The sequence below is a fragment of the Pseudomonas berkeleyensis genome (genome assembly GCF_014109765.1).
GTDB classification, from domain to species: domain Bacteria; phylum Pseudomonadota; class Gammaproteobacteria; order Pseudomonadales; family Pseudomonadaceae; genus Aquipseudomonas; species Aquipseudomonas berkeleyensis.
The window spans coordinates 1,141,493-1,154,646 of sequence record NZ_CP059139.1 but is presented as its reverse complement, the minus strand read 5'-3'; the positions used below and the strand labels follow the sequence as shown (position 1 = coordinate 1,154,646).

The following is a 13,154-nucleotide window of genomic DNA, read 5'->3' as shown; positions in this document are numbered from 1 at the left end:
CTCACAGCGTGGACAGAAATGCGCTACCCGCCTCTTGCCACTGGGCGATTTCGACGCGAATGCGCTTCTTGTCGAGCTTGCCGACGCTGGTCTTGGGAATTTCGGTAACAAGCGCGATTTGCGTAGGGATCGCCCACTTGTTGATATGTCCCTGCTCGACGAAAGGCTTGAGATGTTCCTTGAGTCCCTTGGCATCCAGCCCTTGCTCCTCGTGCAATACCAGCAATGCGAACGGGCGCTCCCCCCACTGCGGATCGGGCACCCCAACCACTGCCACTTCACGCACGACAGAGTGACGGCTGATCAGGTCTTCCAGCTCCAGAGAGGAGATCCACTCGCCCCCGGTCTTGATCACGTCCTTGATACGGTCGCGAATCTCGATGAAACCCATGCCATCGATGGTCGCCACATCCCCGGTGTGCAACCAGCCATGCGCCCACAACTCCTCCCCCTTCTCCGGCTCACGGAAGTAGCCCTGGGTCAGCCAGGGTGAGCGCAGTACCAGCTCGCCCTGAGACTCACCATCGCTCGGCAGCAGCTTGCCGTCCGCGTCCATGATCGCAGCCTCCACCAATGGCACCGGTATGCCGGCCTTGATGCGATAGGTGGTGCGTTCGTCCTCACTGCCCGCACGCAGCTCTTCGTTGAGGTAGGCACAGGAAATGAGCGGGCAGGTCTCGGACATGCCGTAGGCTGCGGTCAGCTGGATGCCACGCGCCTTGGCCGCTTCGTAGAGGGAGCGATTCAGTGCGCTGCCGCCGATGATCATCTTCATGCCACCGAAATCATGACCCTGCGCACCGGGCGCGTTGAGCAGCATTTGCAGGATGGTCGGGACGCAATGGGAGAAGTTGACCTTCTCTTCCTTGATCAGCCGGCAAAGCATGTCCGGCTCGTAGCGGCCGGGATACACCTGTTTGACCCCGAGCATGGTGGCCACGTACGGCACGCCCCAGGCATGCACGTGGAACATCGGCGTGATCGGCATGTAGACATCGTCATTGCCCAGCAGACGAATGCTGTCCAGACCGCCCATGGTGGTCGCCATGGACATCGTGTGCAGCACCAGTTGCCGGTGAGTGAAGTAGACGCCCTTGGGGTTACCCGTCGTGCCAGTGGTATAGAAGGTAGTGGCCACCGAGTTCTCATCGAAATCGGCGAAATCGTAGTGCGAGCTGGCAGCAGCCAGCAGGCTCTCGTATTCGCCGACCAGGCTCGGCAGTTCGGCGTTCTTTTCCTCACCATCGGTCAGCAGCAGCGTCTTCTCGACAGTGGTGAGCTGTCCGGCGATACCGTTGTACAACGGCACGAACTCACTGTTGACCAGCACGAAGCGATCTTCGGCGTGGTTCATGGTGTAGAGGATCTGATCCGGGGACAGGCGAATGTTGATGGTGTGCAGCACTGCGCCGAGCATGGGGATGGCGAACATGCACTCGAGATAGCGGTGGCTGTCCCAGTCCATGACGGCGACGGTATCTCCGGCCTTGACCCCGGCCTCGCTGAGCACGTTGGCCAGACGCGCGACACGCTCGTTGAAGGTGGCGTAGCTATAACGCAGCTTGTCGCGATAGACGATTTCGCGGGTCTTCTCGTAGCGACTACCGGACAACAGCAGCCGTTTGATCAGCAGCGGATAGGCGTGAGCATTGGCGGCGGGAGGAATCAGTCGAGTCTGCAGCATGAAGTCACCTTGAGGCACGCTAGGAATAGGTATGCCGCGACTCTAGAACGGCTCCTGCACAGCGAAATCAGCCCAAAGAATGATTTGCCACGTGACTCTATGGCCACTTTTGGTCACAGGTTAGAATCGAATCCACCATCCAGTCTCGGAACAAGCTGTACCGAGCCCCACTTTCGTTCGAGGTAACACCATGTCCGATATCGTCATCGTCAGCGGCGCCCGTACTCCCATGGGTGGCTTTCAAGGCAGCCTGGCCAGCGTGCCAGCCGTCGAGCTGGGTGCAGCCGCCATTCGCGAAGCGGTCAAGCGTGCGGGCATCGAGCCAGCCGACGTGCAGGAAGTGATCATGGGCTGCGTGCTGCCCGCCGGCCTCAAGCAAGGCCCAGCGCGTCAGGCCTCGCTCAATGCCGGCCTGCCATCCGCCACCGGCTGTACCACCCTCAACAAGCTGTGCGGCTCGGGCATGAAGGCCGTGATGATGGCCTTCGACTCGCTGAAAGCCGGCAGCAACCAGGTCATGATCGCCGGCGGCATGGAAAGCATGTCCAACGCGCCGTACGTGCTGGAGAAGGCACGCACGGGCCTGCGCATGGGCCATGGCGAGATCAAGGATCATATGTTCCTCGACGGTCTGGAGGACGCTCGCAGCGGCCGACTAATGGGCTCATTCGCCCAGGAAACGGCGGATAAACACGGCATAACCCGTGAGGAAATGGACGCCTACGCCATCGAATCGCTGCGCCGTGCCCAAGCCGCGATCAAGGACGGTTCGCTGGATGCCGAGATCGTCCCGATCACCGTGACGTCACGCAAAGGCGACGTGGTGGTGAAGGATGACGAACAGCCGCTGACAGCCAACCTGGACAAGATTCCCGCACTCAAGCCGGCCTTCAAGAAGGACGGAACCATCACCGCGGCCAACGCCAGCTCGATCTCCGACGGCGCCAGTGCGCTGCTGCTGATGACCGCCGATGAAGCCGCCAAGCGCGGTCTCAAGCCGCTGGCCAAGATCGTCGCGCACGCCACCCAGAGCCAGGAGCCGAGCGAGTTCACCCTGGCCCCTATCGGCGCGATGAGCAGCCTGCTGAAGAAGACCGGCTGGAACAAGAACGAGATCGACCTGTTCGAGATCAACGAAGCCTTCGCCATGGTGACCATGCTGGCGATGCGTGAGCACGGCCTCGATCACGCCAAGGTCAACGTATTCGGTGGCGCCTGCGCTCAAGGTCACCCGGTCGGTTCCACCGGCTCGCGGATCATCCTCACCCTGATCAACGCCCTGCAGAAGAAAGGTGGCAAACGCGGCGTCGCCTCGCTGTGCATCGGCGGCGGCGAAGCTACGGCCGTGGCCATCGAGCTGCTATAAGCCAGCCCAACATGAAAGAGCCCCGCAATTGCGGGGCTCTTCGTTTAACGCATCTCGGTCAGTGCCAGCTTCACACCGATGCCCACCAGCACTGCACCCATCATGCGGTCGAACCAATGCCCCATGCGGGCGAAACCGGCACGCACGCGTTGCTGGCTGAACAGCCAGGCCACCAGGCAGAACCAGAACGCCGTGGCCAACGCCAGGTAGATGCCATACCCCGCCTGCACGGGCACAGGGGTATGCGGATTGATCACCACGGTGAACAAGGAAAGGAAAAACAGCGTTGCCTTGGGGTTGAGCCCATTGGTGATGAACCCGGTGACGAACGCACCACGGCCGCTGCGCTCGCCTGTCGCCAGGCTCAGCTCGGCGCTGGCCGGATCGGCCGGACGCGCACGCAGCGCCTTGAAGCCGATATACAGCAGATAAGCTGCAGCCAGCCATTTCAGTGCATTGAACAAGACGATGGACTGCGACACGATCAAACCGATGCCGAGCAGTGAATAGGTCACATGCACCAGAATGCCGGTACCCACTCCGAAGGCGGTGAACAATCCCGCGCGGCGACCGTAGCCGACACTCTCGCGCACGACGATGGCGAAGTCCGGCCCGGGGCTGGCCACTGCCAGCAGGTGAATCAGGGCAACAGTGAGGAATTCACTCCAGTACATGGCGGCTCCGCATCGACAGTGAAGGTCTGGTAGGCTCGCCAATCTACTCCTGCGCCCCCTCTGCGAAAAGGTACAGCTGATGAGCAATAGTCCACACGCCGTGTTTCTCGATCATGCCTCTCTCGACCTGGGTGATCTCGACATGCAGCCGCTGCATCAGGCGTTCGCCGAGCTGACCCTGCACGCGCATACGCGTCCGGATCAGGTCGCCGACCGCCTGCAAGGCGCACAGGTCGCCATCAGCAACAAGGTGCCGCTGGATGCCGCGACTTTCGCCGCCTGCCCCGACCTGAAACTGGTGCTGGTCACCGCCACCGGCACCAACAATATCGACCTGAAAGCCGCCAGCGCACAGGGTGTGACCATCTGCAACTGCCAGGGCTACGGCACTCCGTCCGTGGCGCAACACACCTTGATGTTGCTGCTGGCACTGGCCACGCGTCTCCCCGACTACCAGCGCGACATTGCTGCGGGTCGTTGGCAGCAGGCCAGCCAGTTCTGCCTGCTTGATCACCCCATCGTAGAACTCGAAGGCAAGACCCTGGGCATGCTCGGCCATGGCGAACTGGGCGGCGCCGTCGCACGCCTGGCTGAAGCCTTCGGCATGCGCGTGCTGCTCGGCCAACTGCCCGGCCGCCCCGCGCGCGCTGACCGCCTGCCGCTGCATGAACTGTTGCCACAGGTCGATGCACTGACCCTGCACTGCCCGCTCAATGAACAGACGCGCAATCTGATTGGCGCCGCTGAGCTGGCGCTGATGAAACCGCGGGCCTTTTTGATCAACACCGCACGTGGCGGGTTGGTCGACGAACAGGCGCTGGCTGATGCCTTGCGCAACGGCCATCTGGGCGGCGCTGCCACCGATGTATTGCTGCAGGAACCGCCGAAGGACGGTAACCCGCTGCTGGCGGCGGACATTCCACGCCTGATCGTCACCCCGCACAGCGCCTGGGGTAGCCAGGAAGCACGTCAGCGCATCGTCGGCCAGGTAGTGGAAAACGCTGCCGGGTTCTTCGCCGGTGCACCGCTGCGAGTCGTCGGGTAAGCTGCGCAGCTTTTTCAGGCAGGTACCACCATGGATGCGCGAAGCGAAGTTCTCCTGCGTCAGGCCGAGCTGTTCGATGGCGCACTATTGCTGGCCGGCTTGCCAGCCGATGACCTGCTCGGCGTACTGCCGCAGGCGCAAGGCTGGAACTGGCACGCAGGCGATCAGGCGCTACTCGCTACGCGCTTTGCCAGTCGTAGCCAGTTCGGCACACGCATGCCGGACGGCGATTACCGCGCCGCGGTGCTGTTTCTGCCCAAGTCACGCGAGCTGACCGATTACCTGCTGCAAACCCTGGCCTCTCGCCTGGCCGGCAAACCGCTGTATCTGGTCGGCGAAAAACGCGGCGGCATCGAGCGCGCAGCCAAACAGCTGGCAGCCTATGGCAAGCCACGCAAGCTCGATAGCGCACGGCACTGCCAACTCTGGTACGTCGAGGTGGTACAGGCGCCGCCTGTGCCCGATCTGCATGCACTGGCCCAGACTTATCCGCTGCAGCTGGCCGATGGGGAGCTGGAGATCGTCACCCTGCCCGGCGTGTTCGCCCATGGCCGCCTGGATCGCGGCAGCGCACTGCTGCTGGAACACCTGGACGACCTGCCGCGCGGCCACCTGCTCGACTTCGGCTGTGGCGCCGGCGTGCTCGGCGCTGCGCTCAAGCGACGTTATCCAGACAGCGAAGTGAGCCTGTTGGATGTCGACGCCTTCGCCCTGGAAAGCAGCCGCCTGACCCTCGCTCGCAATGGCCTATCGGCCAACCTGATCGCAGGCACCGGAATCGAATCGGCGCCAGAGGGACTGAGCGCCATTGTCAGCAACCCACCGTTCCATCAGGGCGTGCACACCGACTACCACGCCAGCGAGAACCTGCTGACCCAATCAGCACGCCATCTGGTCAAAGGTGGCGAGCTGCGTCTGGTGGCCAACAGTTTCCTCAAATACCCGCCGCTGATCGAGCGCCACCTCGGCCCCTGCCGAGCATTGGCCGAAGCCGATGGTTTTCGCATCTACAGTGCACGCCGCTGAATTGGGGTTGATCCCAGCGCAGCGCTTGGGCACAATTGCGCCCGTCCTAGGGGAGTAGTCTCCCGCGAGCGCCCTGCTCGCTCGGTATGCGTCAACACACTTGCTCCGCAGAGCATGGCGCATGCGACCCAAGGCCTACCTAGAGAGGCCTGCGGTTTGACAAGACCTATGACACGTACAACCTCACCCGGGGCGGGAAGGTAGTTCGTGTCATAAGCCGTGTTGACCCGCCCCTTTAGGAAACCTGATGCTGGAATCCCTGTTCGTCCCCACCTTCATCGTGGCCCTCGCCGAAATCGGCGATAAGACCCAATTGCTCGCTCTACTGCTGGCTGCTCGTTTTCGCCGGCCCTGGCCGATCATCTGGGGCATCGTCGTCGCCACCCTGGCCAACCACTTTGCGGCAGGCGCCATTGGCAACTGGGTTGCCGGCTTCTTCTCGCCAGCCACACTGAGCTGGATCCTCGCAGCCAGCTTCGTCGCCGTGGCAGCCTGGACACTGGTTCCGGACAAGCTGGACGACGATGAGGAGTCGGGCCTGAAGAAATACGGCCCCTTCCTCACCACCCTGATCGCCTTCTTCCTCGCCGAGATGGGCGACAAGACCCAGGTCGCCACCGTCATGCTGGCTGCGCAGTACCCACACTTCGTGCTGGTGGTGATCGGCACCACGCTGGGCATGCTGCTGGCCAACGTACCGGTGGTACTGGCGGGTAACTTCGCCGCCGAACGCCTGCCGCTGACCTTGATCCGTCGCCTGGCGGCCTGCGCCTTCGCTGCCTTGGCGGTGTACGCCGGCTACCAGGCGATGAAACTGAGCGGCCTGATCTGACGTAGCACTGACGCCAACCGCCTGGCATTTCGGCCAATCCCAGCCCCCTCCTGCCTGCTGCTAAAGTGCGCGCCATGTCACGCAGTTCAAGCCCGCAGTAAGGAGGGCACGATGTCGCTGGATGATCGCAAGAGGGTGGTGTGCCAGCACATCGACCTGGCATGGAACAAAGGCCGGCTGGCACTGGCCGAGCAATTGCACAGCCGTGATTTTCTCTACAAGAGCTCCTTCATCGACCACCCGATAGACAGCACCGGCTTTACCCAGATGGTGCAGGACATCCGCCATGCGATGCCGGATCTGCAGGTCGTGATCGAGGAATGCATCGCCGAAGGCTACAAGGTGGTCACCTGGAGCACCTTGATTGGCACCATTCAGAAGCCCGCGCTGGGTTACCCGCCCAGCGATAAGGTGCTGAGTATTTCAGCGATGGCTTTCTGGACGCTGAACCCGGGCAACGAGATTCAGGAGATCTGCACCATGTTCGACATGGAAAGCTTCCGCTCTCAGCTCGGTCTGAATACTCGCCCCTTCGCCGAAAAAGCCCTGCCCTGAAACGTCAACGGCGCGCCGTGAACATCACACCGCGCCGTTTTCATGCCCTCGAACTCAACGCCCGGCCTTGGCCTGCTCGTACAACGGCATCACCTTGGGAATGGCCGCCTGCAGCGAGGCGATGCGACTGCTGGATGACGGGTGCGTACTCATGAACTCGGGGGGAGCGCCACCACCGGCCGCCTCCATTTTCTGCCACAGGCTGATGGCCGCATTCGGGTTGTAGCCCGCACGGGCAGCCAGCTCCAGACCGATCAGATCGGCCTCGTTCTCGTTACCACGGCTGTTGGGGTACGTCAGGCTGTACTGCACCAAGGTATCGGCCAATGCCATGCCGCTTTCGCCCAGACCGAGCAATGCGCCAGCCCCTTGCTTGGCGACCTGAATGCCATAAGCCTTGGACATTGCCTCACGGCTGTGCTCACGCAGGGCGTGCGCCATCTCGTGCCCCATGATCGCAGCGATTTCATCGTCGGTCAGTTTCAGCTGCTCGATGATGCCGCTGTAGAAGATGATCTTGCCGCCCGGGCCACAATTGGCATTGAGCTCCGGACTCTTGATCAGGTTGACCTCCCACTGCCAGTTGGCGGCATCCGGACGAAAACGCGGCGCCTGCGGGATCAGGCGACCGGCGATGGTCTGCAGACGCTTGGCGTTGGCGCTGGTCTTGTCCAACACGCCCTTGCTCGACGCCTCGCTCAATGTCTGCTGATAGGACTGCGCATACATCTGATTGACTTCTTCAGCTGACAGCATGCTGAACATGTACTGCTTGCGCTCAACGCCAACCGCGCCACCACTGGTGGTGTTGACTGCCTGGCAACCGCTCAACAGCAGCGCCGTGGCCAGGCCACTCAGATAAAGAATCTTGCTCATCGAGCCATCTCCTTGAATCGGACGCCCTATGCTAGGCCGCCCCCGCAACACGAGCAACAGCACCACTTGCGCGATGGCTGTGCGCCATCTTTGCTGAATACGACACCAGCCTGCTCGTTAGCACCACCCCATTAAGGTTTTATCCTGTCACTGCCGATATCCCGTGACAGGCCAATCTGTGCCCGGGAGCTCTCATGAAGTTCAAGTCGATCCAGTTTTCCGTCGCTTTCCTAGCTGGAGCCAGTGTGCTGGCGGTGGTCGTGGCCTTGGTGCTCTACGCGCTGTTCGCCAGCGGGCGAACCCAGACCCTGGTGCAGCAACGCACCCAAGCCTTGCTGGAACAGGTTATCGAACAGCGCCTATCCGCACTCGCGCAGGCGCAGGTCAGTCAAATTCAGCGTGAGCTGGAAACTCCGCTGCAGATTACAGCTGACCTAGCGCGGGTCAACGCCATGCTTGGCGAGAGCGACGCCAATGGCAGCCCCCTGCTCAGCATCAGCCGCGAGGAACTGGCTAACCTCGTACATGAAACCACGGCGCAGAACCCCAAGCTGCTCGGCAGCTACATCGGCTGGGAGCCTAACGCCTTCGATGCCAGCGATGACATGTATGCCGGCAGCAAGGAAAACGGCTACGACGGCACTGGCCGCTTCCTTACCTGGTGGTATCGTAATGCCGACGGCAGCCTGGGCATCGACTCCATCGGATCGATGGAAAGCGAGAAGCTGTTGCCGACTGGGGTGCGTGAAGGGGAGTACTACCTGTGTGCCAAGGAGCGCAAACGCCCCTGTGTGATCGACCCAGCACCGTATGATGTCGGCGGCAAGATGACCATGCTCGCCTCCTTTACCACGCCGATCCTGGTCAAGGGTGAGTTCCGCGGCATCGCCGGTGCGGATCTGGCGGTCAACTTCATCCAGGATCTGCTGGTCAAGGCTGATGCTCAGCTCTACAACGGGGCGGGCGAGATGGCCCTGATCGCCAGCAATGGCCGCCTGGTCGCCTCGACCAAGACCCCGGACAAACTCGGCGAGCCGGCGACCGTGCTGCTCGACGCCAACGAGGTGAGCAATCTCGGCACCTTGCAACCTGGCCAGCCGCTCTACTCCATCGATGCCAAGGACGACCCCGAGAACAGCCATATCGAGCTGTTCCTCAGCTTCAATATTGGCCAGAGCGATACCCGCTGGGTACTGATGGTGGTCTTGCCGCTGAAGGCGGTGATGGCCGAGCTACATCAGTTGCAGGGGGACCTGGCCGCACAGCGCGACGCCGACACCCTGGGCATGACCCTGGTGGGCCTGCTGATCGCCGGTCTCGGTTTGCTGGTGATCTGGTTCGTCGGCTACGGCATCGCCCGCCCGCTGCGGCAGATGGTCGGCATGCTCGACGACATCGCCAAGGGCGACGGCGACCTCACGGTACGCCTGCAGGTTGACCGCAAGGACGAGCTGGGGCAGATCGCCCAGGGTTTCAACGCGTTCCTGGCCAAACTGCAATCGATGATCGCCGCCGTGGTGACCTCGGTACAGCAGGTCAGCGACTCCTCCGAGCACACCGCCGACATCGCCATCCGCACCAACCAGGGCGTGCAGAAGCAGTTGGCCGAGATCGAACTGGTCGCTACAGCAGTTCATGAAATGACCGCTACCGCACAGGATGTCGCACGCAACGCCACCCATGCCGCCGAAGCAGCCAACCACGCGGATCGCGCGGCCAATCAGGGCAAGCAGGTGGTACAGGAAACCTCGGCCGCCATCGCTGCACTGGCTAGCGAGATCGGCCGCGCCGTAGGCGTGGTGCAGAACCTGGCCAAGGACAGCGAGAACATCAACGCCATCCTCGTCGCCATCCGCGGCATCGCCGAGCAGACCAACCTGCTCGCGCTCAACGCGGCCATCGAGGCAGCCCGCGCCGGCGAGCAGGGTCGCGGCTTCGCCGTGGTCGCCGACGAGGTGCGCAACCTGGCACAGAAGACCCAGCAGGCCACCGAAGAAATCCAGAGCATGATCCAGCAGTTGCAGCAGGGCACGCGCGAAGTGGTCAAGGTTATGGAGCAGAGCCAGAACAAGACCGACGACAGCGTGGAGCACGCCAATCAGGCCGCTCAATCCCTGGAATCCATCACTCAGGCCGTGTCGGTGATCAACGACATGAACACCCAGATCGCCAGCGCAGCCGAGGAACAGAGCGCGGTAGCCGAGGACATCAACCGCAACGTCACCAATATCGGCCAGGTCGCCAACGAGGTGGCCAGTGGTGCTGACGAAGCCAGCCAGGCCAGCGCTCAGCTGACCAAACTGGCCGAGCAACAACGTCGCCTGATCAATCAGTTCAAGGTGTAAGGGACTTCACTAGGTAGGGTGTGCCGCGCGCACCGGTTCTAGGCCAACCGCGGGGTGCACAGCCTGGACGACGCCCTCAACACCCCGCGCAGGCTCAAGCCGGAGTCAGGCACTCCGGCGCATCCAGCTTCGGGTCGTTGACCAACGTCGCCAGGGCGTGCTCACGCAGCGCGCCCTGTGGCTTGGCCAGCAGCGCGGCCAACTGCTCGGGAGGCGTCTCGTTGCTCAGCCACAACGCCTGCTCATGCTCATCGAGAATCAACGGACGGCGCAGCGTGGCGGCTTCCTGGGTGATCAACGCCACACTCAGGTACTCATGCCCGGAGACCGGATAAATCTCCCACAGCGCCGCGAAATACATCAGCGAATCGCCGGTGGTCATCCAGTACGGCCGCTTGCGTGTGGCACCGCGCCATTCGTAGAAACCGTTGGCCGGCAACAACGCACGCCTTAGGCGATAAGGCTCGCGAAACATTGGCTGCTCGGCCAGGGTTTCAGCCCGTGCATGAGCCGGAGTCTTGGACAGATCCTTGAGCCAGGCCGGCGTCAGCCCCCAGCGTGCCGATGCGGCCTGTGGCCCGCTCTCGCCAGCACGCAACATCAGCACCTGAGCGTTAGGCGCAAGGTTCCAGTGCGGCTGCTGGCCAGCAGGGAAGCCGGGCAACGCGGCAAAAGCGGGCGACCAGCGAAACAGGGCATAACGTCCACACATGAAACGACTCGACAGGCAGGGGGCGCGTCAGCAGAGCAACACACCCTGGAAAGACTCCGGCTCTTCACCGGTCACAGGTTGCGCGGCATTGTACTCAGCGATCAGCGTGCGTGCCCGTTCGGCATCCACATCGCCAACCACCAACCCGAGCAGACCGCACGCCGGCAACTCCCCCATCGCCCCGATAAGGTGCTGACCGAGCAAATGTGCCTCGACGCCTTCGCTGGCCAGCATATCCACCAGCAGTTGCCCTTCCAGCAGGTTTTCCGGCTCGTAGATTCGCTGCATCAGTCGTTCTCCCCACGAACGTCCAACTGCCATTCGACGCCGTCAGTACGCAGTTCGAACTGAATCGGTCGACAGCACACCGGGCAGTCCTCGATATAGGACTGATCGCCGCCCGACAGATCGAGCAGCGCCTCGGCCGGTTCACCGCAATAAGGGCAATGATACGACTCGCTTTCCAGCATCGCGGCCTCCTTGTGACTTGGCGTTATGACCTCATGATCCAAACACGTTCTCGTAATCTTTTTTATAGCATGTACTTTGTGAAACACTCTTCCCTGACAATACCTAACAAAAGCCTCAAGGATTTGAGACCTTACGGGCAGGCCGCCCCTCACTTCTTCTTAAAGAAAGACAATATATTAGTCTGAGTCCCCGTACCCTCCTCACCGCTGATGACTTCATCTATGGATATAAGCTTTGAAAGCGTACCATTAAAAAACATCACCGCATTGATATGCGTCTTAAACCAAGACTTTCTTTCCTTGAGATACCCTATGCTATTCGCCATATCAATGAGTGCCTGCTCGTTATTAACCTTCATATTTCGCGTATCAAACAGCAGTACTTGCATCACCGTGGACGCCATTTTCCCTTTCCTGTTACTTATCTCATCCTCAATACTCTGCTTTCCGTACTTCTTATCCGTCCAGAACGAATTACTCATATAAAGCTTAAAGCTTTTCTCTCTCGGCGTCTTTAGCTCAATTGCGTAAATAACACGATTGCGCAGTACAAAATAATCAGGATAGGTAACTAATCCTTTTTGAAAATACCCATCCCCATATACAACTTCCAACCGACCAATACCATGCCTATCGCCTTCCCCCACTAGGCGGGCCGTATAAGAATTAGCACCCATTACTCCGGGTTCTGGAATCGTTGCATCCGGAATATCTACACCACCTTCCTTATAGTCTCTGAAATTTAAGTCTCGAGCCAGGAACGCGAACCCCGCACTCTTCAACTCAACATATAAATGCCCCTGAGAGTCACATTCTTGAAGAACCACGTGCTCATGAGAAAACCTACTGTCCTGCTCTTTAAACTCCAGAATCTCTCGAGCGAAAAAATTTTCCGCCTGCTCCACTGGCACACCACTTATCACTGGCTTCTTTCTGTATAAACGCCCATGTATTTCTATCGGATCCGTCGATTCAATCACTACAACCACAGGCATTTCGGAAATATTCGGCGGTTCCGCTGTAGGCGGCGACTTGATAACCTTAAGTTTACAGAAAGAGCACCAGGCTTTGCCCCACTCTGACTCGATTATCTTTTCATCACTTGCACACCAGTGATTTGACTGACATTTATAGAAATATGTCACTCCCTACTCCTCCTTGAAGACAAGAACCATTCACCTCAGTTTCCAGGTACGATCTGGTCGAATGCCAATGTTTCAAAGCGTCCATACGGTAAAAACCTACACACACTAGGAGGACTCCGAGTTTTTGGCCGCTCTCCCGCGCGGTGGACGCTTTCTGCATGACCGACACACCTCTCCCGTATTCACCAGTAGATAGCTGCGCACCAACAAGGCAAACAGCGCAACCCTCTGCACAGCGCTCTTCGCCAAGCCACAAAAGCGCACGTTGGTGCAACCGAACTGCCGCTTGATCACTCGAAAACGGATGCTCCACTCTGGATAGTGGTCGAACCGGGGAATGGATCAATGCGGCATGATGCTCCAGCGTCAATTCGATAACCGCGTTGCACTCAGCGCCTACAATCGCTGTGTTTCCTTAAATCCC

13 protein-coding genes and 1 pseudogene are annotated in these 13,154 nt (G+C 60.4%); 6 read left to right on the top strand and 8 right to left on the bottom strand.

Annotated features, from left to right (window positions below):
• Position 1: 1 nt before the first annotated feature.
• Positions 2-1,684 (bottom strand): fatty acid--CoA ligase, encoded by a 1,683-nt coding sequence (locus tag HS968_RS05335; RefSeq protein WP_179623972.1) that lies wholly within the window; start codon positions 1,682-1,684, stop codon positions 2-4.
• A gap of 190 nt (positions 1,685-1,874) precedes the next feature.
• Between HS968_RS05335 and HS968_RS05330 the strand changes: the two genes are divergently transcribed.
• A complete protein-coding gene (locus HS968_RS05330; protein ID WP_182370462.1) occupies positions 1,875-3,050 on the top strand; it encodes a thiolase family protein in 1,176 nt (391 codons plus the stop codon).
• 44 nt (positions 3,051-3,094) lie between these two features.
• Here the strand turns inward: HS968_RS05330 and HS968_RS05325 are convergent, their stop codons facing one another.
• On the bottom strand, positions 3,095-3,724 hold the full coding sequence (locus HS968_RS05325; protein WP_119694763.1) for a LysE family translocator: 630 nt from the start codon (positions 3,722-3,724) through the stop codon (positions 3,095-3,097).
• 79 nt (positions 3,725-3,803) lie between these two features.
• Between HS968_RS05325 and HS968_RS05320 the strand changes: the two genes are divergently transcribed.
• The 4 genes from HS968_RS05320 (at position 3,804) to HS968_RS05305 (ending at position 7,182) form a co-directional block, all read left to right on the top strand.
• Complete coding sequence (locus tag HS968_RS05320; RefSeq protein WP_182370461.1) at positions 3,804-4,769, top strand: 2-hydroxyacid dehydrogenase; 966 nt, start codon at positions 3,804-3,806, stop codon at positions 4,767-4,769.
• Between the two features lie 30 nt (positions 4,770-4,799).
• Positions 4,800-5,795, top strand: a complete 996-nt coding sequence (locus tag HS968_RS05315; protein ID WP_182370460.1) for a class I SAM-dependent methyltransferase — start codon at positions 4,800-4,802, stop codon at positions 5,793-5,795.
• A gap of 250 nt (positions 5,796-6,045) precedes the next feature.
• Complete coding sequence (locus HS968_RS05310) at positions 6,046-6,627, top strand: TMEM165/GDT1 family protein (RefSeq protein ID WP_106742972.1); 582 nt, start codon at positions 6,046-6,048, stop codon at positions 6,625-6,627.
• 111 nt (positions 6,628-6,738) lie between these two features.
• A complete protein-coding gene (locus HS968_RS05305) occupies positions 6,739-7,182 on the top strand; it encodes a ketosteroid isomerase-related protein (RefSeq protein WP_119694766.1) in 444 nt (147 codons plus the stop codon).
• A 54-nt stretch (positions 7,183-7,236) separates the two neighbouring features.
• On the opposite strand, the gene HS968_RS05300 is transcribed toward HS968_RS05305, so the two are convergent.
• On the bottom strand, positions 7,237-8,058 hold the full coding sequence (locus tag HS968_RS05300; protein WP_119694767.1) for a M48 family metallopeptidase: 822 nt from the start codon (positions 8,056-8,058) through the stop codon (positions 7,237-7,239).
• A 194-nt stretch (positions 8,059-8,252) separates the two neighbouring features.
• On the opposite strand from HS968_RS05300, the gene HS968_RS05295 reads away from it, so the two are divergent.
• A complete protein-coding gene (locus HS968_RS05295) occupies positions 8,253-10,403 on the top strand; it encodes a methyl-accepting chemotaxis protein (RefSeq protein ID WP_119694768.1) in 2,151 nt (716 codons plus the stop codon).
• Between the two features lie 94 nt (positions 10,404-10,497).
• On the opposite strand, the gene HS968_RS05290 is transcribed toward HS968_RS05295, so the two are convergent.
• From HS968_RS05290 to HS968_RS05270, 5 genes and pseudogenes are all read right to left on the bottom strand, one after another.
• Positions 10,498-11,115, bottom strand: coding sequence for an SOS response-associated peptidase (locus HS968_RS05290; protein ID WP_182370459.1), 618 nt, complete (start codon positions 11,113-11,115; stop codon positions 10,498-10,500).
• A gap of 27 nt (positions 11,116-11,142) precedes the next feature.
• Positions 11,143-11,403: a putative signal transducing protein gene (locus HS968_RS05285; protein WP_179623963.1), complete on the bottom strand. Its 261-nt coding sequence runs from the start codon at positions 11,401-11,403 to the stop codon at positions 11,143-11,145.
• Positions 11,403-11,585, bottom strand: coding sequence for a CPXCG motif-containing cysteine-rich protein (locus HS968_RS05280; RefSeq protein WP_119694771.1), 183 nt, complete (start codon positions 11,583-11,585; stop codon positions 11,403-11,405). Before HS968_RS05280 ends, HS968_RS05285 begins: the two co-directional genes overlap by 1 nt.
• A 149-nt stretch (positions 11,586-11,734) precedes the next feature.
• Positions 11,735-12,730, bottom strand: a complete 996-nt coding sequence (locus tag HS968_RS05275) for a hypothetical protein (RefSeq protein WP_182370458.1) — start codon at positions 12,728-12,730, stop codon at positions 11,735-11,737.
• Positions 12,731-12,835: 105 nt separating this feature from the next.
• Positions 12,836-13,033: pseudogene (locus HS968_RS05270) on the bottom strand (hypothetical protein); the annotation flags it as partial.
• Positions 13,034-13,154: the final 121 nt, after the last annotated feature.

Coding starts and splice junctions, on each gene's coding strand:
- HS968_RS05335 (WP_179623972.1), bottom strand. CDS start 1,684: ATGCTGCAGACTCGACTGATTCCTCCCGCCGCCAATGCTCACGCCTAT.
- HS968_RS05330 (WP_182370462.1), top strand. CDS start 1,875: ATGTCCGATATCGTCATCGTCAGCGGCGCCCGTACTCCCATGGGTGGC.
- HS968_RS05325 (WP_119694763.1), bottom strand. CDS start 3,724: ATGTACTGGAGTGAATTCCTCACTGTTGCCCTGATTCACCTGCTGGCA.
- HS968_RS05320 (WP_182370461.1), top strand. CDS start 3,804: ATGAGCAATAGTCCACACGCCGTGTTTCTCGATCATGCCTCTCTCGAC.
- HS968_RS05315 (WP_182370460.1), top strand. CDS start 4,800: ATGGATGCGCGAAGCGAAGTTCTCCTGCGTCAGGCCGAGCTGTTCGAT.
- HS968_RS05305 (WP_119694766.1), top strand. CDS start 6,739: ATGTCGCTGGATGATCGCAAGAGGGTGGTGTGCCAGCACATCGACCTG.
- HS968_RS05300 (WP_119694767.1), bottom strand. CDS start 8,058: ATGAGCAAGATTCTTTATCTGAGTGGCCTGGCCACGGCGCTGCTGTTG.
- HS968_RS05295 (WP_119694768.1), top strand. CDS start 8,253: ATGAAGTTCAAGTCGATCCAGTTTTCCGTCGCTTTCCTAGCTGGAGCC.
- HS968_RS05290 (WP_182370459.1), bottom strand. CDS start 11,115: ATGTGTGGACGTTATGCCCTGTTTCGCTGGTCGCCCGCTTTTGCCGCG.
- HS968_RS05285 (WP_179623963.1), bottom strand. CDS start 11,403: ATGCAGCGAATCTACGAGCCGGAAAACCTGCTGGAAGGGCAACTGCTG.
- HS968_RS05280 (WP_119694771.1), bottom strand. CDS start 11,585: ATGCTGGAAAGCGAGTCGTATCATTGCCCTTATTGCGGTGAACCGGCC.